Origin of the sequence: Cedecea davisae DSM 4568 (genome assembly GCF_000412335.2) — a bacterium.
In the GTDB taxonomy this organism is placed as follows: Bacteria; Pseudomonadota; Gammaproteobacteria; order Enterobacterales; family Enterobacteriaceae; genus Cedecea; species Cedecea davisae.
Genome location: NZ_KE161030.1, coordinates 3,538,429 through 3,557,419, shown reverse-complemented (window position 1 = coordinate 3,557,419; position 18,991 = coordinate 3,538,429). Strand labels below are relative to the sequence as shown.

28 protein-coding genes are annotated in these 18,991 nt (G+C 53.7%); 27 read left to right on the top strand and 1 reads right to left on the bottom strand.

Going from position 1 to position 18,991, the window contains the following annotated elements; all coding sequences use genetic code 11:
* Positions 1-14 precede the first annotated feature (14 nt).
* The 6 genes from lepB to acpS all read left to right on the top strand — a co-directional run bounded on the left by lepB (position 15) and on the right by acpS (position 4,674).
* A complete protein-coding gene (gene lepB / locus HMPREF0201_RS16115; protein WP_016537817.1) occupies positions 15-989 on the top strand; it encodes a signal peptidase I in 975 nt (324 codons plus the stop codon).
* 171 nt (positions 990-1,160) lie between these two features.
* A complete protein-coding gene (rnc, locus tag HMPREF0201_RS16110) occupies positions 1,161-1,841 on the top strand; it encodes a ribonuclease III (protein ID WP_039898663.1) in 681 nt (226 codons plus the stop codon).
* Complete coding sequence (era, locus tag HMPREF0201_RS16105) at positions 1,838-2,746, top strand: GTPase Era (RefSeq protein WP_016537816.1); 909 nt, start codon at positions 1,838-1,840, stop codon at positions 2,744-2,746. Before rnc ends, era begins: the two co-directional genes overlap by 4 nt.
* A gap of 4 nt (positions 2,747-2,750) precedes the next feature.
* Complete coding sequence (gene recO, locus HMPREF0201_RS16100; protein WP_016537815.1) at positions 2,751-3,488, top strand: DNA repair protein RecO; 738 nt, start codon at positions 2,751-2,753, stop codon at positions 3,486-3,488.
* A 74-nt stretch (positions 3,489-3,562) separates the two neighbouring features.
* Entirely contained in the window at positions 3,563-4,294 is a 732-nt protein-coding gene (gene pdxJ / locus HMPREF0201_RS16095; protein WP_016537814.1) for a pyridoxine 5'-phosphate synthase, read from the top strand.
* Positions 4,294-4,674, top strand: a complete 381-nt coding sequence (acpS, locus tag HMPREF0201_RS16090) for a holo-ACP synthase (RefSeq protein WP_016537813.1) — start codon at positions 4,294-4,296, stop codon at positions 4,672-4,674. Before pdxJ ends, acpS begins: the two co-directional genes overlap by 1 nt.
* Here the strand turns inward: acpS and HMPREF0201_RS16085 are convergent.
* Positions 4,671-4,931: a YfhL family 4Fe-4S dicluster ferredoxin gene (locus tag HMPREF0201_RS16085; protein ID WP_016537812.1), complete on the bottom strand. Its 261-nt coding sequence runs from the start codon at positions 4,929-4,931 to the stop codon at positions 4,671-4,673. The two genes, acpS and HMPREF0201_RS16085, sit on opposite strands and share 4 nt — an antisense overlap.
* Before the next feature lie 265 nt (positions 4,932-5,196).
* On the opposite strand from HMPREF0201_RS16085, the gene HMPREF0201_RS16080 reads away from it, so the two are divergent.
* The 21 genes from HMPREF0201_RS16080 (at position 5,197) to HMPREF0201_RS15985 (ending at position 18,990) form a co-directional block, all read left to right on the top strand.
* On the top strand, positions 5,197-5,943 hold the full coding sequence (locus HMPREF0201_RS16080) for a LexA family transcriptional regulator (RefSeq protein ID WP_016537810.1): 747 nt from the start codon (positions 5,197-5,199) through the stop codon (positions 5,941-5,943).
* A gap of 357 nt (positions 5,944-6,300) precedes the next feature.
* Positions 6,301-6,636, top strand: a complete 336-nt coding sequence (locus HMPREF0201_RS16075) for an antitermination protein N (protein WP_016537809.1) — start codon at positions 6,301-6,303, stop codon at positions 6,634-6,636.
* A 59-nt stretch (positions 6,637-6,695) separates the two neighbouring features.
* Positions 6,696-6,995 (top strand): hypothetical protein, encoded by a 300-nt coding sequence (locus tag HMPREF0201_RS16070; RefSeq protein WP_016537808.1) that lies wholly within the window; start codon positions 6,696-6,698, stop codon positions 6,993-6,995.
* Positions 6,995-7,486, top strand: a complete 492-nt coding sequence (locus tag HMPREF0201_RS16065; RefSeq protein ID WP_016537807.1) for a lysozyme — start codon at positions 6,995-6,997, stop codon at positions 7,484-7,486. The genes HMPREF0201_RS16070 and HMPREF0201_RS16065 overlap by 1 nt, the downstream gene beginning before the upstream one ends.
* Complete coding sequence (locus HMPREF0201_RS22915) at positions 7,483-7,935, top strand: lysis protein (RefSeq protein WP_016537806.1); 453 nt, start codon at positions 7,483-7,485, stop codon at positions 7,933-7,935. Before HMPREF0201_RS16065 ends, HMPREF0201_RS22915 begins: the two co-directional genes overlap by 4 nt.
* Before the next feature lie 49 nt (positions 7,936-7,984).
* Positions 7,985-8,866, top strand: a complete 882-nt coding sequence (locus HMPREF0201_RS16055; RefSeq protein WP_016537805.1) for an esterase/lipase family protein — start codon at positions 7,985-7,987, stop codon at positions 8,864-8,866.
* Between the two features lie 45 nt (positions 8,867-8,911).
* Positions 8,912-9,451: a phage neck terminator protein gene (locus tag HMPREF0201_RS16050; RefSeq protein ID WP_016537804.1), complete on the top strand. Its 540-nt coding sequence runs from the start codon at positions 8,912-8,914 to the stop codon at positions 9,449-9,451.
* A 3-nt stretch (positions 9,452-9,454) separates the two neighbouring features.
* The gene (locus HMPREF0201_RS16045) at positions 9,455-10,594 is read left to right on the top strand and encodes a DUF3383 domain-containing protein (protein WP_039898661.1); all 1,140 of its coding nucleotides are present in this window, start codon (positions 9,455-9,457) and stop codon (positions 10,592-10,594) included.
* A gap of 10 nt (positions 10,595-10,604) precedes the next feature.
* A complete protein-coding gene (locus HMPREF0201_RS16040; protein ID WP_039898659.1) occupies positions 10,605-11,045 on the top strand; it encodes a phage structural protein in 441 nt (146 codons plus the stop codon).
* A 3-nt stretch (positions 11,046-11,048) separates the two neighbouring features.
* Entirely contained in the window at positions 11,049-11,462 is a 414-nt protein-coding gene (locus HMPREF0201_RS16035) for a phage tail assembly chaperone (protein WP_016537801.1), read from the top strand.
* Between the two features lie 113 nt (positions 11,463-11,575).
* Positions 11,576-11,650 (top strand): DUF6889 family protein, encoded by a 75-nt coding sequence (locus tag HMPREF0201_RS23545; protein ID WP_392397300.1) that lies wholly within the window; start codon positions 11,576-11,578, stop codon positions 11,648-11,650.
* Positions 11,640-13,043, top strand: a complete 1,404-nt coding sequence (locus HMPREF0201_RS16030; protein ID WP_016537800.1) for a phage tail tape measure protein — start codon at positions 11,640-11,642, stop codon at positions 13,041-13,043. The genes HMPREF0201_RS23545 and HMPREF0201_RS16030 overlap by 11 nt, the downstream gene beginning before the upstream one ends.
* Positions 13,043-13,618 carry a phage baseplate protein gene (locus tag HMPREF0201_RS16025; RefSeq protein ID WP_016537799.1) on the top strand — a complete coding sequence of 192 codons (576 nt, stop codon included), beginning with the start codon at positions 13,043-13,045 and terminating at the stop codon, positions 13,616-13,618. Before HMPREF0201_RS16030 ends, HMPREF0201_RS16025 begins: the two co-directional genes overlap by 1 nt.
* Positions 13,619-13,627: 9 nt before the next feature.
* Entirely contained in the window at positions 13,628-13,936 is a 309-nt protein-coding gene (locus HMPREF0201_RS16020; RefSeq protein ID WP_016537798.1) for a phage baseplate plug family protein, read from the top strand.
* Positions 13,937-13,945: 9 nt separating this feature from the next.
* Positions 13,946-14,953, top strand: a complete 1,008-nt coding sequence (locus HMPREF0201_RS16015) for a hypothetical protein (RefSeq protein ID WP_016537797.1) — start codon at positions 13,946-13,948, stop codon at positions 14,951-14,953.
* A gap of 37 nt (positions 14,954-14,990) precedes the next feature.
* Positions 14,991-15,674 carry a Gp138 family membrane-puncturing spike protein gene (locus tag HMPREF0201_RS16010; RefSeq protein ID WP_039898656.1) on the top strand — a complete coding sequence of 228 codons (684 nt, stop codon included), beginning with the start codon at positions 14,991-14,993 and terminating at the stop codon, positions 15,672-15,674.
* Positions 15,671-16,021, top strand: a complete 351-nt coding sequence (locus HMPREF0201_RS16005) for a contractile injection system sheath initiator (protein ID WP_016537795.1) — start codon at positions 15,671-15,673, stop codon at positions 16,019-16,021. Before HMPREF0201_RS16010 ends, HMPREF0201_RS16005 begins: the two co-directional genes overlap by 4 nt.
* Positions 16,022-17,221: a baseplate J/gp47 family protein gene (locus HMPREF0201_RS16000; RefSeq protein WP_016537794.1), complete on the top strand. Its 1,200-nt coding sequence runs from the start codon at positions 16,022-16,024 to the stop codon at positions 17,219-17,221. It abuts the gene before it with no gap.
* On the top strand, positions 17,218-17,898 hold the full coding sequence (locus HMPREF0201_RS15995; protein ID WP_016537793.1) for a DUF2612 domain-containing protein: 681 nt from the start codon (positions 17,218-17,220) through the stop codon (positions 17,896-17,898). Before HMPREF0201_RS16000 ends, HMPREF0201_RS15995 begins: the two co-directional genes overlap by 4 nt.
* Positions 17,898-18,557 carry a gp53-like domain-containing protein gene (locus tag HMPREF0201_RS15990; RefSeq protein WP_016537792.1) on the top strand — a complete coding sequence of 220 codons (660 nt, stop codon included), beginning with the start codon at positions 17,898-17,900 and terminating at the stop codon, positions 18,555-18,557. Before HMPREF0201_RS15995 ends, HMPREF0201_RS15990 begins: the two co-directional genes overlap by 1 nt.
* 1 nt (position 18,558) lies before the next feature.
* On the top strand, positions 18,559-18,990 hold the full coding sequence (locus tag HMPREF0201_RS15985) for a tail fiber assembly protein (protein WP_016537791.1): 432 nt from the start codon (positions 18,559-18,561) through the stop codon (positions 18,988-18,990).
* The last annotated feature ends 1 nt before the right edge of the window (position 18,991 follow it).

Below are 18,991 nucleotides of genomic sequence, written 5' to 3'. Positions count from 1 at the left end.
TCTAAGGAGTTGGCATGGCGAATATGTTTGCTTTGATCCTCGTGGTAGCCACGCTGGTGACGGGCATTTTATGGTGTCTGGATAAATTTATCTTTGCGCCAAAACGTCGTGAAAAACAGGCGGCAGCTCAGGCTGCCACCGGTGACGCGCTGGACAAAAAGACGCTGAAAAAGGTCGGCCCTAAACCGGGCTGGCTGGAAACCGGCGCTTCGGTATTCCCGGTGCTGGCTATTGTTCTGGTGGTGCGCTCATTTATTTACGAGCCGTTCCAGATCCCATCAGGTTCGATGATGCCAACGCTGTTAATCGGTGATTTTATTCTGGTAGAGAAATTTGCCTACGGAATTAAAGATCCGATTTACCAGAAAACCTTGATTGAAACCGGGCACCCTAAACGCGGTGACATCGCGGTATTTAAATATCCTGAAGATCCTCGTCTGGATTACATCAAGCGCGTGGTGGGGTTGCCGGGCGACCGCGTAAGCTACGATCCGCAGTCCAAGGAAGTGACCGTTCAGCCGAACTGCAGTTCCGGCCAGGCCTGTGATAATGCGCTGCCAATCACTTATTCCAATGTGGAAGCCAGTGATTTTGTGCAGACCTTTGCCCGCCGTAACGGCAGCGAAGCGACCTCCGGTTTCTTCCAGATGCCCAAAGACCAGACCCGTGATGACGGCGTGCGCCTGAGCGAGCGTAAAGAGACGCTGGGCGACGTCACTCACAACATTCTGACCGTGCCGATTGCTCAGGATCAGGTGGGAATGTATTACCAGCAGTCCGGCCTGCCGCTGGCAACGTGGATTGTGCCACCGGGTCATTATTTCATGATGGGTGACAACCGCGATAACAGCGCCGATAGCCGTTACTGGGGATTCGTTCCGGAGCAAAATCTGGTCGGTAAAGCGACAGCTATCTGGATGAGTTTCGAGAAACAGGAAGGCGAATGGCCAACGGGTGTTCGTTTGAATCGGATTGGCGGCATTCATTAAGCAATTAAATCCCACAAACTAACGACATCCCCTGTCGTTGTGTATAGAATAATCCCGCTTTTAAAGGTTGGCTCCCGAAAGGGAGCCACGGCACACGAAACAGCGTTGGTTTGTTTCTCAGGTCTGTTCCGTGTGCTGAATAGTTGACGCATTCATTAATTTTGGTATCGCATGAATCCCATCGTAATAAATAGGCTGCAGCGTAAGCTGGGCTACACTTTTCAACATCAGGATCTGTTGCAACAGGCATTAACCCACCGTAGTGCCAGCAGCAAACACAACGAGCGTCTTGAGTTTTTGGGTGACTCCATTCTCAGTTATGTTATCGCTAACGCGCTGTATCATCGCTTTCCTCGTGTAGACGAGGGCGATATGAGCCGTATGCGTGCGACGCTGGTTCGCGGTAATACGCTGGCTGAAATCGCTCGTGAATTCGAGCTGGGTGAGTGTCTGCGTCTTGGGCCGGGTGAGCTGAAAAGTGGCGGCTTCCGCCGTGAGTCGATTCTTGCCGATACCGTTGAAGCATTAATCGGCGGCATTTTCCTCGACAGCGATATCCAGAACATTGAGCGTCTGATCCTCTCCTGGTATCAGACCCGTCTCGACGAAATCAGTCCGGGCGACAAGCAAAAAGACCCTAAAACGCGTCTGCAGGAGTATCTGCAGGGTCGCCATCTGCCGCTGCCGTCTTATCTGGTGGTGCAGGTTCGTGGTGAAGCGCACGATCAGGAATTTACCATTCACTGTCAGGTGAGTGGCCTGCCTGAGCCGGTCGTTGGGACTGGTTCGAGCCGCCGTAAAGCGGAACAGGCTGCAGCTGAGCAGGCGCTTAAAAAGCTGGAGCTGGAATGAGCGAAGAAAAAACATATTGCGGCTTCGCGGCCATCGTTGGCCGTCCGAACGTCGGCAAATCCACGCTGCTGAACCAGCTGCTTGGGCAGAAAGTTTCCATTACCTCGCGTAAGGCGCAGACCACGCGTCACCGCATTATGGGTATCCATACCGAAGGGGCTTATCAGGCTATTTATGTCGATACCCCGGGGCTGCACATGGAAGAAAAGCGCGCCATCAACCGCTTGATGAACCGCGCGGCCAGCAGCTCTATCGGCGACGTTGAGCTGGTTATTTTCGTGGTTGAAGGCACCCGCTGGACGCCGGACGACGAGATGGTGCTTAACAAGCTGCGTGATAGCCGTGCGCCGGTTATTCTGGCGGTAAATAAGGTTGATAACGTTCAGGACAAGAGCATTCTGCTGCCGCACCTGCAGTTCCTCGGTAGCCAGATGAACTTCCTCGACATCGTGCCGATTTCTGCTGAAACCGGAATGAACGTTGACACCATCGCCGGAATCGTTCGTAAGCACCTGCCGGAAGCAATCCATCACTTCCCGGAAGAGTACATTACCGACCGTTCCCAGCGCTTTATGGCGTCAGAAATCATCCGTGAAAAACTGATGCGTTTCCTGGGGGCCGAACTGCCTTACTCCGTCACCGTTGAAATTGAACAGTTTGTTACCAACGAACGCGGCGGATACGACATCAACGGGCTGATCCTCGTTGAGCGTGAAGGGCAGAAGAAGATGGTCATTGGCAACAAAGGCGCCAAAATCAAAACCATCGGCATTGAAGCCCGTAAAGATATGGAAGAGATGTTCGAAGCCAAAGTTCACCTTGAGCTGTGGGTTAAAGTGAAATCAGGCTGGGCCGATGACGAGCGCGCGCTGCGTAGCCTCGGTTATACCGACGACCTGAGTTAATCACATGGAAGGCTGGCAACGGGCTTTTGTCCTGCATAGTCGCCCCTGGAGCGAAACCAGCCTTCTGCTCGACCTGTTTTCCGAAGAGTCCGGGCGCGTCCGCCTGATTGCCAAAGGCGCGCGTTCGAAACGCTCTAACCTCAAAGGGGCGTTACAGCCTTTTACCCCTCTGCTGGTTCGCTGGGGCGGGCGCGGCGAAGTCAAAACGCTGCGCAGTGCCGAAGCTGTCTCGCTGGCACTTCCCCTAAGCGGTATTTCTCTCTATAGCGGCCTGTACGTTAATGAGCTGGTGGCTCGCGTGCTGGAGCAGGAGACCCGTTTCTCTGAACTCTTCTTCGACTACCTTCACTGTATTCAGGCGCTGGCTGGCACCATAGGCACGCCGGAGCCTGCGCTGCGTCGTTTTGAACTGGCTTTGCTGGGGCATCTTGGCTACGGCGTGGACTTTCTCCACTGCGCCGGTAGCGGGGAAGAGGTCAGCGACACCATGACCTACACTTATCGGGAAGAAAAAGGCTTTATCGCCAGCGTGGTCATTGGCCATAACAGTTTTACCGGCCGCCATCTGAGGGCGCTGGCCGAGCGTGAATTTCCGGACGGTGATACGCTCCGTGCCGCAAAACGCTTCACCCGTATGGCGCTCAAACCTTATTTGCAAGGTAAGCCGCTTAAAAGCCGCGAACTGTTCCGCCAGTTTGTGCCGAAAAAATCGCCACCTGAATCCCCGGATAGCTCACAGTAATCACCGCCTGTAGCCACGCTTTCCCCGGCAGGTGTAAACTGCCCGGCATCTGTCTGCGAACTCTGAGGATTGTCATGGCTGAATTACTGTTAGGCGTCAACATCGATCATATCGCTACCCTGCGTAACGCACGCGGCACGGCATACCCGGACCCGGTCCAGGCTGCGTTTATCGCAGAACAGGCCGGAGCGCACGGCATCACGGTGCATTTGCGTGAAGATCGCCGCCATATCACCGACAGAGACGTCCGCGTGCTGCGCGAAACCCTCGACACCCGCATGAACCTCGAAATGGCCGTCACCGAAGAGATGCTTGCTATCGCCTGCGAGACGAAACCTCATTTTTGCTGCCTGGTGCCTGAAAAGCGTCAGGAAGTGACTACCGAAGGCGGGCTTGACGTGGCTGGCCAGCTGGACAAAATGCGCGATGCCTGTAAACGCCTGGCCGACGCGGGTATTCTGGTTTCGCTGTTTATTGACGCTGACCATGCGCAAATCGATGCTGCCGTTGCGGTTGGCGCGCCGTATATCGAAATTCACACCGGCTGCTATGCCGATGCGAAAGACGAAGCGACCCGGTCTAAAGAGCTGGCGCGTATTGCCGAAGCGGCTACTTATGCAGCTTCTAAAGGGCTGAAGGTTAACGCCGGGCACGGCCTGACTTACCACAACGTGCAGGCTATCGCCCGTATTCCTGAAATGTATGAGCTGAATATCGGCCACGCCATTATCGGGCGAGCGGTGATGAGCGGCCTGAAAGAAGCCGTGGCGGAAATGAAACGCCTGATGCTGGAAGCGCGTCGTTAATGGCGATCCTTGGCCTTGGTACCGATATCGTGGAGATTGAACGCATTGAAGGCGTCATCTCCCGCTCCGGCGACCGGCTGGCAAAGCGCGTGTTGAGCGAAAACGAATGGGCGCAATATCAGGCTCATCAGCAGCCCGTTCGTTTCCTCGCGAAGCGTTTTGCGGTGAAGGAGGCGGCAGCGAAAGCTTTCGGCACCGGGATCCGCAACGGGCTGGCGTTTAATCAGTTCGAGGTGTTTAACGACCCGCTGGGTAAACCGCAGCTGCGTTTCTGGGAAGAGGCCGAAAGGCTGGCGAAGGAAATGGGCGTGCGGTCGGTACACGTAACGCTTGCCGACGAGCGCCATTACGCCTGCGCGACGGTGATAATCGAAAGCTAAAGCTTATCGGCATGGTGGAGCAGCACAAATTTATCCCAAAGCTGCTCTTCATTTTCTTTATGCGCCGGATCGCCGATGATTGTGCCCGGGATAGGGCAAACTTTTTGGCAGGTCGGCGTTTCATAATGGCCAATGCATTCGGTGCAGCGGTCGGTATCTATCTGGTAGATAGCTTCCCCCATCGAAATAGCCTGGTTCGGGCACTCCGGCTCGCACATATCGCAGTTGATACACTTCTTCGTAATTAATAGTGCCATTTCAGTGCCTTGCCTTACCCGTCCTGCCGGTCAAAAAGATATTTTCACGTTTCCCGCTGGTAAAATCAAAAATGCATGTATATTTAAACAGTGTTTTGTTCAATGAATGCATTCTCTACCGCACGGAAATTTCGATGGCGCGCACTTTACCACAAAAGCAAAACATCCCCAATGATGCTGAGCCTTTACGTTTTCTGCTTCCCGTACTTTCAGTACGTGGTAGACTTGAACTATTGGTCATGATAACTCCACCGGGATCGTACTTATGGTACAGAGAGAACAACTGCGCGAAGCTTTTTCCCGCAGGCTGGCGCAGGCCTGCAGCGAAGCAAACCTCGATGAATTTGGGCGCGGTATGGCAATAGCGCGCGCGCTGGGCGTCTCCTCTAAGGCGGTAAGTAAATGGCTCAACGCCGAGTCGATCCCGAGGCAGGATAAGATGTACGAGCTTGCAACCTTCCTCCATGCCGACGTGCTGTGGTTACAACACGGCAGCGAAGGCGCTTATTCGCCGGAGGCTCGCGATCTTGCCGTTCATGCTGAGGATGCGGTGGTTTACGAATTTCGGCAGCCGGAAGAGCAGGGCTTTCGTATCGACGTGCTGGATATCGAAGCCAGCGCGGGGCCGGGGCGGCTTATCTCCAGTGAAGTTACCGAAACCATCAATCATATTGTTTACGACAGCCAGGAGGCGCTGGAGCTGTTCGGCCATCGTCCTGCCTCGACAATCAAGGTGATTACCGTCACCGGCGATAGTATGTCCGGCACCATCGAGCTGGGTGACTATATCTTTGTCGATATCGCGAAAGACTATTTCGACGGCGACGGAATTTATGTCTTCCTCTATAAAGGCCAACTGCTGGTCAAGCGTCTGCAAATGACCCACGACAGCCTGCTGGTTCGCTCCGACAACCCCAAATATGCGGACTGGCGAATTAGCGAAGAGAATGAACAGCATCTCAAAATCATCGGCCGGGTGATGTATAGCCACGCGATACGCCGCCACGCCTGAAATAGCGCATCCTACAAGCCGCAGCCGTGTTGGCTGCGCTCTCCAGCTTTAGTCACTGGCCTGAGTAAACTTCTGAGGCGGCTCTCTTGCCGCCACTCGAATACAGAGCCATCTAAAAATAATCTTATTATTAATCAATAGTTAATTGCTAAATCCGTTTTTTTTGAAATATTTCGTACTTTTGGTTCTTGACTGGTTCGTACTTGTGGTTCAATATCAATTCATCGGCAGGACGCACCGACTCACAGGTAAGTGAACGCTCCTTAACATCAGGCCCTGAAAAAGGGCGCATACACCAAAGCAATAAGCTTTGGGATATCAATAAGGTATCACCAAAGTTGATTGACAGGAGGTTGTATGGACGCACAGACACGTCGCCGCCAGCGGCGCGAGGCAAAGCAGGCCGTCTGGAAAGCCGCAAACCCGCTTCTGGTGGGGGTGAGGGCAAAACCCGATGCGCGACCCATTCTCACTTTAAATCGCAAGCCCGGCAGCCGCCCCGATAAGGCGCTGGAGGTGATTAACATTTACGGCCTGCATATCATCCAGCAGGCGGAGCATTACCAGCTACTGCGCAATCAGCTGGATGCGAAACAAAGAAAACTTTATCAGGCTGGCCCCGCTAATGAGGCCGGTTTACCGAGCGCGACCGGGAAGCAAACCCGGCGCGGCAAATCAATAGCGCTTATTTAACTCCGCATTTCATCCTTACTTGTCCAGTAGTTCGACACTTCAACCGAAGGTTTACCCCCATGAATGACCAACCAGCGAATCTGGTCACGCAATGTTCTGCGTGGCTTGCGGCGCTTGCCGCCGGTCTGGGTATCACGACACAGGATATGGTCTACATGATATTCGGGCTGATGAGTGTACTGATTTCAATAGCTTCGTGGCTGGGCGGCAGGCTGGACGCGCACCGCCAGCATCTTGAAGACCAGAAGCGCACCCGCATCCTCCAGGCGCTGGTGGATGACTTGCATACCCTTAACCGAGCCGAGCAGATTGAAATTATCAGGGCAGTCAGCGAGGTAGTGAAAAAGGCAGGTAATTAATGGCTCTCTCTCCCGGACTGAGAAAGGCACTTTTGGGTTTATCGGGGGCGGGCGCTCTGACGATAGCCAGCGTGATGCTGCCCGAGCTTGAGGGCGTACGTTATACGCCTTACTACGACGTGGCGGGCGTGCTTACCGTTTGCTACGGGCATACCGGGAAAGACATCTCTCCCGCTAAAACCTATTCCCCCGCTGAATGCAAAACGCTGCTTGATAGAGATTTGCAGCCCGCCGCTCGCGCAGTAGAGCAGGCAATAAAGGTTCCCGTTAACGAATACCAGAAAGCGGCGCTGATTAGCTTTACCTACAACGTAGGCACCGCCGCTTTTCTGCGCTCGTCTCTGCTGCGGGCTTTAAACGCCGGTGACTACACGCAGGCTTGTGCCGGGCTGAAAAGTTGGACGCTGGCCGGGGGCAGGCAGTGGCGGGGGCTCGTTAACCGCCGCGAGGTGGAATACCAGGTCTGCAACTGGCAGGAGGGGAAAAAGTGAAAGGATTAAAGACCATGCTCTCGGCTGCATTTGCCCTGCTTATCGTCAGTTGTTGGTTTTTTCAGCAGCAATATGGCGCTCAAAAACAGAAAGCAAACGAAGCCCTGAAGCAGCTTGCTCAGCAGCAGGCCGCTTTACAAAGTCTGCGCATGCGGCAGCAGGAAATCAGCCAACTGGATGCCCGCTATAGCGAGGAGATGATACATGCCCGCCTCACGATTGAAAATTTGCAGCGTGATGTGGCTGCTGGCAGTCAGCGGCTGCGGCTCAACGGCACCTGTAAAGCAATGCCTGGCTCCGCCAGCGCCACCGGGCTGGATGATGTTGCCTCCCCCGGACTTACTGGCGCCGCTCAACGGGATTATTTCCGTCTCAGGGAGCGGATCGAAACGAGCAACAAGCAGCTAGCGGGGCTGCAAGAGTACATCCGCAATCAGTGCCTTCGATAAGCCTCGCAGTGCGAGGCTTTTTTATTTCAACGTCAAAGAGGTTACTCATATGTCAGCTTCATCCTTAAAGTTCCCCATCGTGCTGGTTCACGGCCTGCTTGGCTTCGACAAAATCGGTGGGATCTATCCCTATTTTTACGGCATCAAAGAGGCGCTGGAAAAGGCAGGAGCGAAGGTTTACATCGCCACGCTTTCCGCGCTAAACAGCAACGAACTTCGTGGCGAACAGCTGCTAGAGTTTGTCCGCAAAGTTCAGGCTGAGACCGGTGCGGCGAAAGTTAACCTGATTGGCCACAGCCAGGGGCCGCTGGCCTGCCGTTACGTTGCGGCTACCCATCCGGAACTGATTGCTTCTGTGACCTCGGTCAACGGGGTAAACCACGGCTCTGAAGTTGCCGACCTGGTGCGTCTGGCGCTAACGCCGGGCCGCCTGCCGGAGTCTATCGCTAATGCGGCGATGTCCGCCTTTGGCCAGCTACTTTCCGCGCTGGCCGGTTCTCCGCGCCTGCCGCAGTCCGGCATTGAGGCGCTGGAGGCATTAACCAGCGAGGGCGTCGCGGCCTTTAACAAAAAATATCCGCAGGGTCTGCCGGCGGAGTGGGGCGGCGAGGGTAAAGAGCTGGTTAACGGCGTCTATTACTACTCCTGGAGCGGCATCATCGACTACAACCCGCTGCATCAGGGCGCCAACAACCTCGATCCGCTGCACGTCGCGATGCTGGCTTTCTCCATCCTCTTCACCAATGAGCGCTTCCAGAACGACGGTCTGGTCGGCCGCTACAGCAGCCACCTCGGCAAAGTGATTGGTTCCGACTATTCGATGGATCACGTTGACGCCATTAACCAGCTGGCGGGCGTGGTAGCTAATAACACCGACCCGGTTCAATTGTTCGTCGAGCATGTTGCACGCCTCAAAAGCAAAGGGCTGTAAGCCCTGTTTCAGCCGCCTGCGGGCGGCTTTTCTTTGGAGAAATAAATGAACGATAGCACTCGTTCGGGTTATCTGACTCCCCTCGGAACTGCCCCCCATTATGACGAGGCGCTGGACTCTGATTTAGCCGCCTGGATAGTCGGCGTGTCGGGTTTGCCTGCAGAAATGGTGATGGCGAAGTGGAGCGATCCTCCTCCGGCTACCCCGAAAGCCGGTATTACCTGGTGCGACTTTTTTACCACAGTAAAGCTGGCCGATGCTCCGGGTTTTCAGACTCACGATGAGCAGCAGGACGTTCTCCGGCAAACGGAGTCCGTCGATGTTACCTGCGGTTTTTATGGCCCAGGCGCTCAGGCCGTTGCTGCCCTGTTCCGTGATGGGCTTTGCGTTGCACAAAACAATGCTGAGTTGAACCTGCTGCACCTGACTTTTTGCCACTGCGGTGAATTAACGCCGGACCCTGAATTTATCAACAACCAGTGGCTACGCCGCTACACCCTTACCGTGGCGCTGAAGCGCGATATCGCAAGGCGTTACGGTATTCGTTCCCTTCTTTCATCAACAGTAAACATCATTGGAGAATAAGCTATGTCACAGGGTTTACCTGTATCAAACATTGTCAGCGTGACGGTGAATATGGCGCCGCGTGCGGCACAGTCCCGCAATTACGGCGCCCTGCTTGTTATCGGCGGCAGCGACGTTATCGACATCAAAGAGCGTATGCGCGCCTACTCAAGTCTCAGCGCAGTCGCTGCCGATTTTGGCCTCGATGCACCTGAGTACAAAGCGGCAAGCCTTTACTATCAGCAGTCACCTCAGCCCGCCGATTTGTTCATTGGCCGCTGGGTTAAAGACGGCGGCGAAGGCAAGGCTGGCGAAACCATCGCCGAGTGTGTGTCTGCACTGAGCGGGCATTCCACCGACTGGTATGGCCTGGTCATTGCCGACGACGCCCTCACCGACGAACAGGTTCTGGCTGTCGCTGCCGTCATTGAAGGCGATAATGTTTCGCGCATTTTCGGCCACACCTCTGCCAACGCCAAAGCGCTGGATGCTAACGACAGCACCGACATCTTTAGCAAGCTGAAAGCGGCGAAATTTGCCCGTACTTTTAGCCAGTATTCCAGCGCCACGCCGTTTGCTGCAGCTTCGCTGTTTGGCCGCGCGTTCACCGTTAACTTCAACGGCAATAACACCACCATTACCCTGAAATTTAAGCAGGAACCGGGTATTACTTCGGAATCCCTGACGCAAAGCCAGGCGAATGCGCTCGGTACGAAAAATGCCAACGTCTTTGTTAACTACAACAACGACACCGCCATTATCCAGGAAGGCGTGATGAGCAACGGCAGCTTTATTGACGAGCGGCACGGGCTCGACTGGCTGCAAAATTATGTGCAGACCAACCTCTATAACCTGCTTTACACCAGCACCACCAAAATCCCGCAAACCGATGCAGGCGTCACCCGTCTTGTGAGCAACGTCGAGCATTCTATGGCTCAGGCGGTAACCAACGGCCTTATTGCACCGGGTATCTGGAATGGCTCCGATATCGGCCAACTGGCCGCGGGCGACACGCTGAGCAAAGGCTACTACGTGTATGCGCCGGCGATTGCCTCTCAGGCTCAGTCCGACCGTGAAGCGCGTAAAGCCCCGGTGATTCAGGTGGCCTGCAAACTGGCGGGTGCCGTGCACTTCGCCGATGTTGAAATCAATGTTGTTCGTTAAGGAGATTTAAATGGGTACTTATTCTTTTATGGATGTGACGGCCTCTCTTGTTGGGCCGACCGGCGTTATTGATTTGGGCGCGGGCAGCGCCAACGGGGATGCCGGAATTAAAGTAGACATGGCCGGGCCTAAAAACAGCATGACGGTTGGGATTGACGGGGAGGTTATGCACAACCTCTCTCCGGCTAAAAACGGCACTATCACCGTTACGTTGATGAAAACCTCACCGGTGAATAAAAAGCTGATGCAGGCCTATAACGCACAGACGCTTTCCGCTTCTCTGTGGGGAAATAACACCATTGTGGTGCGTAATAGCGCCTCCGGCGATGTATTGACAGCGCGCAGCGTGGCGTTCTCTCAGCTGCCTGGCAACAGCAACGGCAAAGATGCTGGCAGCATGGACTGGAAGTTTGACTGCGGCAAAATCGACCAATTCCTCGGGGAGTTCTGACGCATGGAAATTACCCTGAAAGCGGTGAATTACCGCATTGGCAAACTGAGCGTGTTCGAGCAGCTAAACGTGGCGCGCAAACTGCTGCCGGTATTAGCTGGCGTGGTTAGCGATTTTCGCAGCTTACAGGGTAAGGAGGGCGGTAACGCCCTTGAAACCGTGCTGCCAAAAATAGCCCGCACGCTTGCCGACCTCAGCGAGGATGACTGCAATGCCATTCTCTATCCGTGCCTTGCGGTCGTCACTCGTGAGCATATGAAAGGTTGGATTACGGTCTTTAATCAGGGATCGTTGTCGTTTGATGATATCGATCTGATGACGCTGTTGCAGCTGGTAGCCCGGGTGGTGGCGGACTCTCTGGGAAATTTTTTGCAAGAACTCCCCGGCGGCCAAAGCCCGGACCCGGCAGCAGCCTGACGCTCGACACCCTTCCGGGAGGGGAAGATTACATTCTCCGCCCGGCGGAGGTCTTTGCACTCAACTGGCAGGATCTCAAAAGTGGTGCAGTAGATCTCTACGACATCGCGTTAATGAACGATTACCTCGAGATGCAGGCCGAAAACAAGGCCAGTGTCATGCGCTGGAGAGAGGAAAATGAGCGATAGTACGCAACCTTTTGACTCACTCGGGAAGCTTATTGAGAAACTTCCCGGCGTGGGAGCAAAAATAACCTCGGCCATTGAAAAGGTGGCCGATTTTTTTGACGGACTGACAAGCGATCTCAAAGCCGACAGTATCCTTGCGAAAGCCCAGGGAATTGACCTTAAACAGTTTCGTGCCCAGAGCTATGCCACTCAGCAAGCAGGTGCGACGGCGGAACTAAAGCCGTTCTATGCCGAAGAGTATCAACAACTAAGCGGTGGCCTGAATTTTGACGCCGATGCAGCAGCTAAGCAGTCGGAACATTACCAGGCTTCACTTTACCGGCTGGAAACCGTGTTCGATGTGCTGCGGGAAAAAGCCGGTGCCGGGCTTGCCGAAAAACTTGCTGCTCCGTTTGACACCCTCACCAACACCATTTTGGTTAGCTTCCCGAAAATTGAACCTACGTTTAATCAAGTTATCGCCGTGGTGGGAGACGTGGCAAACGTGGTTGGCAGCGCAATTAACGGCACTATCGGCTGGATCACACAAATTATTGAGTGGTGGCAGCTGTTGGACGACTCAACCCAAACGGTGATTGGCGCTGTTGGCGGAATGATTGCTATTTGGTACGGCCTGAATACCGCTTTTATGGCCTCGCCTATAGGCTTAGTGCTGGCGCTTGCCGCTTCTATCGGGCTGCTCTATGACGACTATATGAAGTGGCGGGATGGCGGGGAAAGCCTGATTGATTGGGGGGCATGGAAACCGGTTCTTGACCTTGCAACCTCGATGATTAGCTCTCTCGGCAACACCATTAAAACACTGGGCAGTTCGCTGGGTGATTTGCTGGGTATCGACTTTAGTAAATGGTCAATTAGCACCATTTTTGAAGGGCTAATGAAGGAGTTTAAGGCGCTGGAAGAAATGTTCCGGCAGATGGGCATGTTGATCAATGCCCTGAAGGAGGGGAAATGGTCCGAGGCAATGACCATTGGCAAAGAGCTGGTAGTCAGTAGTGTCACCCGAACTCCTGCCTACAAAATGGTCGACAGTACGTTCAGCTATCTGGATGACAAAGCGGTTGCCGGGGCTTCTTTTGTAAAAGACTGGTTCAATAACCAGGAAAAGAAAGATACCCGCCGTCGGCTCCCTGCCGCGGTTAACAACCTGAGTCAGCCCGACCCGCTATCGATGATGCTACCGGGGGATGCGGCTAATACGGCTCGCGATGCCACATTCAGCGACTTCTCTACGGCGAATGTCAGCACGACACACTCACCCATCATTAACAGTAATACACATATTGTTGTTAATGGCGTATCAGACCCTCACCTTGCGGCAGAAGAGACGCAGAACCGGCAGTTTAACGTCAACTCTCAACTAGCGCAGGGTTACTCTCCGAGGATGAGCTAATGGATATTTTGGGCGCTTACTTTCAGCCTCGCACGAATCTCGCCGGATTTTTAATCCCGGATGTTGTCGTCAATGAACTTCATACCGATACGCTGCAAATAGCTTCTCATCCCGTCGAATTTGGCCCTGACATCAGCGATCATGCCTGGAAACAGCCTTCTGAATTGAATATTGATTGTTTTTTCAGAGCCGGTGGCTCGTTCGTCGACTTTGCCAACACAACTGCCTTTAATCTCGGTATTGGGTCGAGCCCGGCACAAATCTACCAGCAATTGCTCGACTTGCAGGCTAAAGCCGAGCCTTTCCGGGTTATGACCCGCCGCCGCTCCTATTCCAACATGCTACTCAAGACGATTACGGTGACTACGGCCGGTAAATCTGAAAACGTTCTTGGCTGCAAGCTGGTACTCAGTGAGGTCTTAATGACCGCAACGGAAGCTTTGCCAGCGGCAGGGAAAAATGAAATGGAGAAAGGAGTAACGACGGCTTCGGTGGGGAATAAAGGTGAAAAAGTCGTTACTACTCCAATGGGTAGCGGAAAGATCACGCCTGTACCGCCGTCCGCCAGCAAGTAAGGAAAAGCTATGTCGATTGTAGAAATTCCCCTGAGCGCGGATAACCAAATTTTTTCCATCCAGCTCGCCGGCCAGTCACTGCGTATGCGTTTGCTCTACCGGGATAGCGCTGGTTGGGTATTAGATATCCTGAACAGTAATAGTCAGCCTCTGGTAAATGGCATTCCGCTGGTGACTGGCGTTGATTTACTTGCGCCTTATGCGTGGCTTGGTTTTAGCGGTGGGTTATGGGTGGTATCTGATGATGAAGCTCAGACTTGTCCGGGCAAGACGACTCTTGGAAATACCAGCCATCTTTACTTCATAACTGCAGACTAGGAGGGGGTAATGAGTGATAACTGGTCACGGCACTTTGAACTGCAACTACTGAAGGAAGATGGAAGCGGTATTGCTCTTTCGAATTTTAAAGTGACATTTAAAGTGGAATGGCACACCGGGAGCTCGCCAAAAACGGCTGAAGTCAAAATCTACAACCTCGCGCCGGATAGCGTAAACCGTATTGCGCAGAAGGAGTTCACCAAAATTCGGCTGATAGCGGGGTATAACGGTTTAGAGCCAATAGTAAACAGTAGCGAAGTGGGAAAAGTCAGGATCGTTGACCCGGCCGAGTGGGGGGCGCGAGACGGCATGAACTTTGGGGTTATTTTCAGCGGCGATATTCGCATTTGGATGACGGGGCGAGAAACGTCCGTTGATGACTGGCTATTAATTCAGGCGATGGATGGACATGAAGCGCTAACCTCGGCGGTACTGAGTGCCACTCTCGCAAAAGGGTATACGGTCAAGGATATGTACCAGCTTGCTGCGGGGGCGCTGAAACCCTTTGGTATCTTTCCTGGCAGGCTGCCTCCTTTGCCGGAAACAAAGTTTCCCAGAGGATATACCTTTCACGGCAAGGTCAGCAGCTATCTCGATCAAATCGGAGAACTTTGCAAAGCTAGCTGGAAGCTGTCGAACGACAGGCTGGATTACTACAGCAATACCGAGAAAGCGCATCCACCTATAAACCTTAACAGCCAAAATGGCCTGATTGGCCGCCCCCAGACATCGACTAACGCAGGGGTGACTCTGAAATGTTTGATTAACCCAAATATTTTGCTTAACGGTCAGGTGAAATTGGATCAGAACACGCTGTATAAGCCTGCTCTGGTGGAAAACGATAAATATACCCACCCCTCCCCGGACGGTATTTATGATGTTTATGGCATCGCCTACAGCGGCGATACCCGCGCGCAAAATTGGTATATGACCATGATGTGTTTCCCTGCGGGCCAGCCGGTCGATAAGGTCGATGAAAAGTGGACAAAGAGTCCGGCATCTCAAGAAAAAGTCTGAACCCGCGCTGGCGGGTTTTTTTATCCCTGGAGGAATGATGGCTCTCACAACTACGGCCCTCAGCGGTGAGCTGGCCGATACGCTTGCGGCGAGCCGGGCCGCATTAAGTAACGATCTACGGGTCGCATTACCCGGCATTATTCAGTCTTTCGATCCTGTTTCACTAACCTGTGAAGTTGCTCCCGCTATTCGTGGAGCCCAAATGGCCAGCGACGGGGCGGTCTCCTCGGTGGCTTATCCGCTGCTGGTGGATGTGCCGGTTATTTTCCCTCATGGCGGCGGCTGTTCGCTGACCTTCCCGCTTAAAAAAGGGGATGAATGTCTGGTGATTTTCGCCGACCGGGCGATCGATTTCTGGTGGCAAAACGGCGGCATTCAGGAACCGGTAGATGCACGTCAGCACTCTCTTTCTGACGCTTTTTTGCTGCCCGGCCCGCAATCTCAGGCAAAAAAAATCGGCGGTATTAGCAGTACGGCGGTTCAACTTCGAAGTGAAGACGGTAAGGCTTTTGTTGAGCTCGATCCTACCAGCCACGGCATCACCTTGAATACGCCAGGCGCGCTGAACGCAACTGCTGCAACCGTCACGCTCACCGGAGAGGTGAATATCAAAGGCAATGTCACCGTGAGCGGCGACGTTACCGCATCCGGCATCAGCCTGGCAAAACATCGCCACGGCGGCGTGCAGTCCGGCGGATCTAATACGGGAGCGCCAGTATGAAATACCGCAGAGAGAGTAACAGCGGTGATTACACCTTTGGGCAGGGAGAAAACACCTTCCTGGAAAACTCGCCGGAGTGTGTGGCGCAGGCGGTTAATACCCGGCTTCAGCTCTGGCAGGGGGAATGGTTTCTCGACAGCCAGCAGGGCACACCATACCGGCAGTCGGTTCTGGGCAAGCAGTATAACGATGCCTGGCCGCTCCTCCTGATTGACCGCATTAGCCAGACGGCAGGCGTTAGCTCCGTAATCGACGTGACCAGCCTGAATACGGAAAAGCGTGGCGTTACCTTTAGCGCCACCATCGACACCGTTTACGGTCCGACCAAAATAACAAGCGAGGCATAAATGGCTCTCAATCTTGAGGCGCTGGGGTTATCGGCAACGGTAACGGCCCAGGGGATAACCGCGCCTGATTACCAGACTATCTTGCGCACTTTGATGGACTCATTCAGGCAAATATACGGCAGCGATGCTTATCTTGAGCCGGACGGCAAAGACGGGCAATTGATCTCGATTGTTGCGCTGGCTATTCATGACGCCAATAACTCGGCGATTGCCGTCTACAACAGTTTTTCTCCGACAACCGCTATGGGGCGGGCGCTGTCGAGCAACGTCAAAATCAACGGTATTGCCAGGCGGGCGGCAACCCGCTCAACCGTTGACTTGCTGCTGACGGGAACCGCAGGCACCGGCATCGTTAACGGCTCCGTCAGGGATGAAAATAACGTTGCCTGGCTTCTGCCGGAGGCGGTAACCATTGGCGTCGACGGCACGGTGACGGTGACGGCTACTTGTGCCAACAGCGGCGTTGTTGTGGCGCAGGCGGGTACCATCATTGCTATTGGTACGCCAACCCGCGGGTGGACATCTGTGACCAACCCGCAGGCCGCAACGCCGGGTGTTGCGGCTGAAACTGATGCGGAACTTCGCATCCGCCAGGGACAAAGCGTTGCGCTGCCAGCGTTGACTCCGTTTGAGGCAGTTGAAGGCGCTCTTGCCAATATCACCGGCGTGACTCGTCATAAACTGTATGAGAACGATACCGGGGCTGTAAACCGCAATGGCCTCCCGCCAAACTCGATCGCAGCCATTGTTGACGGCGGCGATGTGGAGGACATTGCCCGGACGTTGCGCGGTAAAAAAGGGCAGGGAGTGGCAACCTTTGGCAGCACATCCATCGTGGTGCCCGATATGTACGGTAATCCGCATACCGTCTCATTTTCTCGCCCGCAAGACGTGCCTGTTCACGTCGGGATCGTACTCAAAGTGTTTACCGGCTACACCTCGCAGATTGGCGAGCAGATAAAGCAGGAAATCGCCGACTACATTAACGGTCTGGCAATCGGCGACAGCGTGTTGCTCAGCCGGGTTTATTCTCCGGCTAACCTCGGCGTTGTTAGCGGCGGAAAGGCTCGCTATTACGACATCAATGAGCTATTGCTCGGCAAGTCAGCCGCTGCGCTGAACGCGGGGAATATCGGCATCGCCTATAACGAAGCAGCCTCCTGCGGCGTGGACAACATCGCTATAACGGTGAGCTCATGAGTAAATATACCGAGCTAATTACCAGCTACCACGCCAGCAAACCTCTGTTTTTTGCCCATGTCGATCTGAGTTCCCGCCCGTTTACTGATGTGTCCAACAGCGTGGATAGCTTTGTCAGCGCGTTTGACATCGACACCGGCGTTGGCGCCCAGCTGGACACGCTTGGGCAATGGATTGGACGCAGCCGCATCGTCAGCCAGCCCATTTCCAATGTCTACTTTAGCTGGGACTCAACCGGCCTGGGCTATGACCAGGGCGTGTGGCAGGGACCTTACGATCCGGACTCGGGCTACACCTCGCTGAGCGACGAAACTTACCGAGTCATTCTGAAAGCAAAAATCGCCATCAATAACTGGAACGGGCAGAACGATACGCTGCCCGCGATCCTCGACGCAGCAACGGCGGGCTCCGGCCTGAGAATGCAAATCGTCGATAACCAGGACATGACCATTTCTGTATGGGTCCTGCCGGAAACGGATATCTCGAACGTCTCGCTCGAACTCATTGCGGCCATTAAGCAGGGCTACCTGACGGTAAAGGCAGCGGGGGTTTGGGCGGGAGACATTCAGACTCCATCGGTAGAAGCGCCGTCGCAGGGCGGTAAGTTTTTTGGTTTTGATATCAACAATCACTATATCGCCGGGTTTGATGACGGCGCATGGGAGAGGAAACTTTAATGGCTACAAATGATTTTAAACCCTTTGCAACCGGGGCAGGCGCCAACGTCATGCCTCAGCAGGAGTGGCAGGATTTACCCGCGCTGTTAACCGGCTTTGCCGGAGGCAAGGCCAGCAGCGCTCAGGTAAATAAAGTCCTGCGTCAAACCTCGTTTATCGCCGCCGCACTGGCGCAGTTTGTGAGCGATAAAAGCGGTCAGGATGTATTGGACGACGGTGATATTGCCGCATTCCTGGCAAAACTCACCGGCGGATTTGGCAAGCAGTATCTCAGCCGCCAGAACCCTTTCGCCGATATTAAAGCGGACGGTGCTGCTGCGGTTTCTTCGGCTCTCGCAAACCTTGGTTTGGGGGCGACATCAGCCAGTCTGGCTCAAAATGGTTGGCAGAGATTTCCCTCTGGGCTGATTTTACAATGGGGATATAACGTCGTACTCAACGGGGTTGTTTCAGTTACGTTTCCAATTCCATTCCCCACAGCTTTATTTTGTGTTTCTGGTATACATGGATTTCAAAATACTACGGCTGGCCCAGCATTTGTTGTAAAAACAAGTTCAGGGATGGATAAAAATAAGGTAACACTTCTCGTAACAAATAGCCTTTCAACCTCCAATACTGTAGATGGTTGGGGGTGTTTTTGGCTGGCAATAGGATGTTAAAATGATATATGTATATAGTAAGTCACAGAATGCATTTTACCCTGTGTCTTTGCAGGAATCATATGAATTAGCAGGTGGGTGGCCTGCCGATGGAGTGAATATATCCAGCGGAGATTTTGAGAAATATACAGCCCCACCACCAGAGGGAAAGTGTCGGGTTGCCGGGAAAGATGGACTACCGGAATGGAAAGAGATTCCTCCGCCAGGTAAAGAGGTATTGATTAACCTTGCACTAAATGAAATTAAGTACAAAGTTGATTGCGTTAATATTTATATTAATAGCAAACAGTGGCCAGGTAAGGCAGCAATTGGCCGTCTGAATAGCCATGAACTTGTGCAATATAATCTGTGGCTTGATTATCTGGATGCATTGGAAGCAGTAGATGTTTCTAATGCCCCGGATATTAACTGGCCGGATAAACCGGTGGAGTAGG

Coding starts and splice junctions, on each gene's coding strand:
- HMPREF0201_RS16035 (WP_016537801.1), top strand. CDS start 11,049: ATGGAAATTACCCTGAAAGCGGTGAATTACCGCATTGGCAAACTGAGC.
- HMPREF0201_RS16010 (WP_039898656.1), top strand. CDS start 14,991: ATGGCTCTCACAACTACGGCCCTCAGCGGTGAGCTGGCCGATACGCTT.
- pdxJ (WP_016537814.1), top strand. CDS start 3,563: ATGGCTGAATTACTGTTAGGCGTCAACATCGATCATATCGCTACCCTG.
- acpS (WP_016537813.1), top strand. CDS start 4,294: ATGGCGATCCTTGGCCTTGGTACCGATATCGTGGAGATTGAACGCATT.
- HMPREF0201_RS16020 (WP_016537798.1), top strand. CDS start 13,628: ATGTCGATTGTAGAAATTCCCCTGAGCGCGGATAACCAAATTTTTTCC.
- HMPREF0201_RS15985 (WP_016537791.1), top strand. CDS start 18,559: ATGATATATGTATATAGTAAGTCACAGAATGCATTTTACCCTGTGTCT.
- HMPREF0201_RS16045 (WP_039898661.1), top strand. CDS start 9,455: ATGTCACAGGGTTTACCTGTATCAAACATTGTCAGCGTGACGGTGAAT.
- recO (WP_016537815.1), top strand. CDS start 2,751: ATGGAAGGCTGGCAACGGGCTTTTGTCCTGCATAGTCGCCCCTGGAGC.
- HMPREF0201_RS16075 (WP_016537809.1), top strand. CDS start 6,301: ATGGACGCACAGACACGTCGCCGCCAGCGGCGCGAGGCAAAGCAGGCC.
- HMPREF0201_RS16070 (WP_016537808.1), top strand. CDS start 6,696: ATGAATGACCAACCAGCGAATCTGGTCACGCAATGTTCTGCGTGGCTT.
- HMPREF0201_RS16040 (WP_039898659.1), top strand. CDS start 10,605: ATGGGTACTTATTCTTTTATGGATGTGACGGCCTCTCTTGTTGGGCCG.
- HMPREF0201_RS16005 (WP_016537795.1), top strand. CDS start 15,671: ATGAAATACCGCAGAGAGAGTAACAGCGGTGATTACACCTTTGGGCAG.
- HMPREF0201_RS16055 (WP_016537805.1), top strand. CDS start 7,985: ATGTCAGCTTCATCCTTAAAGTTCCCCATCGTGCTGGTTCACGGCCTG.
- HMPREF0201_RS16080 (WP_016537810.1), top strand. CDS start 5,197: ATGGTACAGAGAGAACAACTGCGCGAAGCTTTTTCCCGCAGGCTGGCG.
- HMPREF0201_RS16085 (WP_016537812.1), bottom strand. CDS start 4,931: ATGGCACTATTAATTACGAAGAAGTGTATCAACTGCGATATGTGCGAG.
- HMPREF0201_RS16000 (WP_016537794.1), top strand. CDS start 16,022: ATGGCTCTCAATCTTGAGGCGCTGGGGTTATCGGCAACGGTAACGGCC.
- HMPREF0201_RS16015 (WP_016537797.1), top strand. CDS start 13,946: ATGAGTGATAACTGGTCACGGCACTTTGAACTGCAACTACTGAAGGAA.
- lepB (WP_016537817.1), top strand. CDS start 15: ATGGCGAATATGTTTGCTTTGATCCTCGTGGTAGCCACGCTGGTGACG.
- HMPREF0201_RS16025 (WP_016537799.1), top strand. CDS start 13,043: ATGGATATTTTGGGCGCTTACTTTCAGCCTCGCACGAATCTCGCCGGA.
- HMPREF0201_RS16065 (WP_016537807.1), top strand. CDS start 6,995: ATGGCTCTCTCTCCCGGACTGAGAAAGGCACTTTTGGGTTTATCGGGG.
- HMPREF0201_RS15990 (WP_016537792.1), top strand. CDS start 17,898: ATGGCTACAAATGATTTTAAACCCTTTGCAACCGGGGCAGGCGCCAAC.
- era (WP_016537816.1), top strand. CDS start 1,838: ATGAGCGAAGAAAAAACATATTGCGGCTTCGCGGCCATCGTTGGCCGT.
- rnc (WP_039898663.1), top strand. CDS start 1,161: ATGAATCCCATCGTAATAAATAGGCTGCAGCGTAAGCTGGGCTACACT.
- HMPREF0201_RS16030 (WP_016537800.1), top strand. CDS start 11,640: ATGAGCGATAGTACGCAACCTTTTGACTCACTCGGGAAGCTTATTGAG.
- HMPREF0201_RS16050 (WP_016537804.1), top strand. CDS start 8,912: ATGAACGATAGCACTCGTTCGGGTTATCTGACTCCCCTCGGAACTGCC.
- HMPREF0201_RS15995 (WP_016537793.1), top strand. CDS start 17,218: ATGAGTAAATATACCGAGCTAATTACCAGCTACCACGCCAGCAAACCT.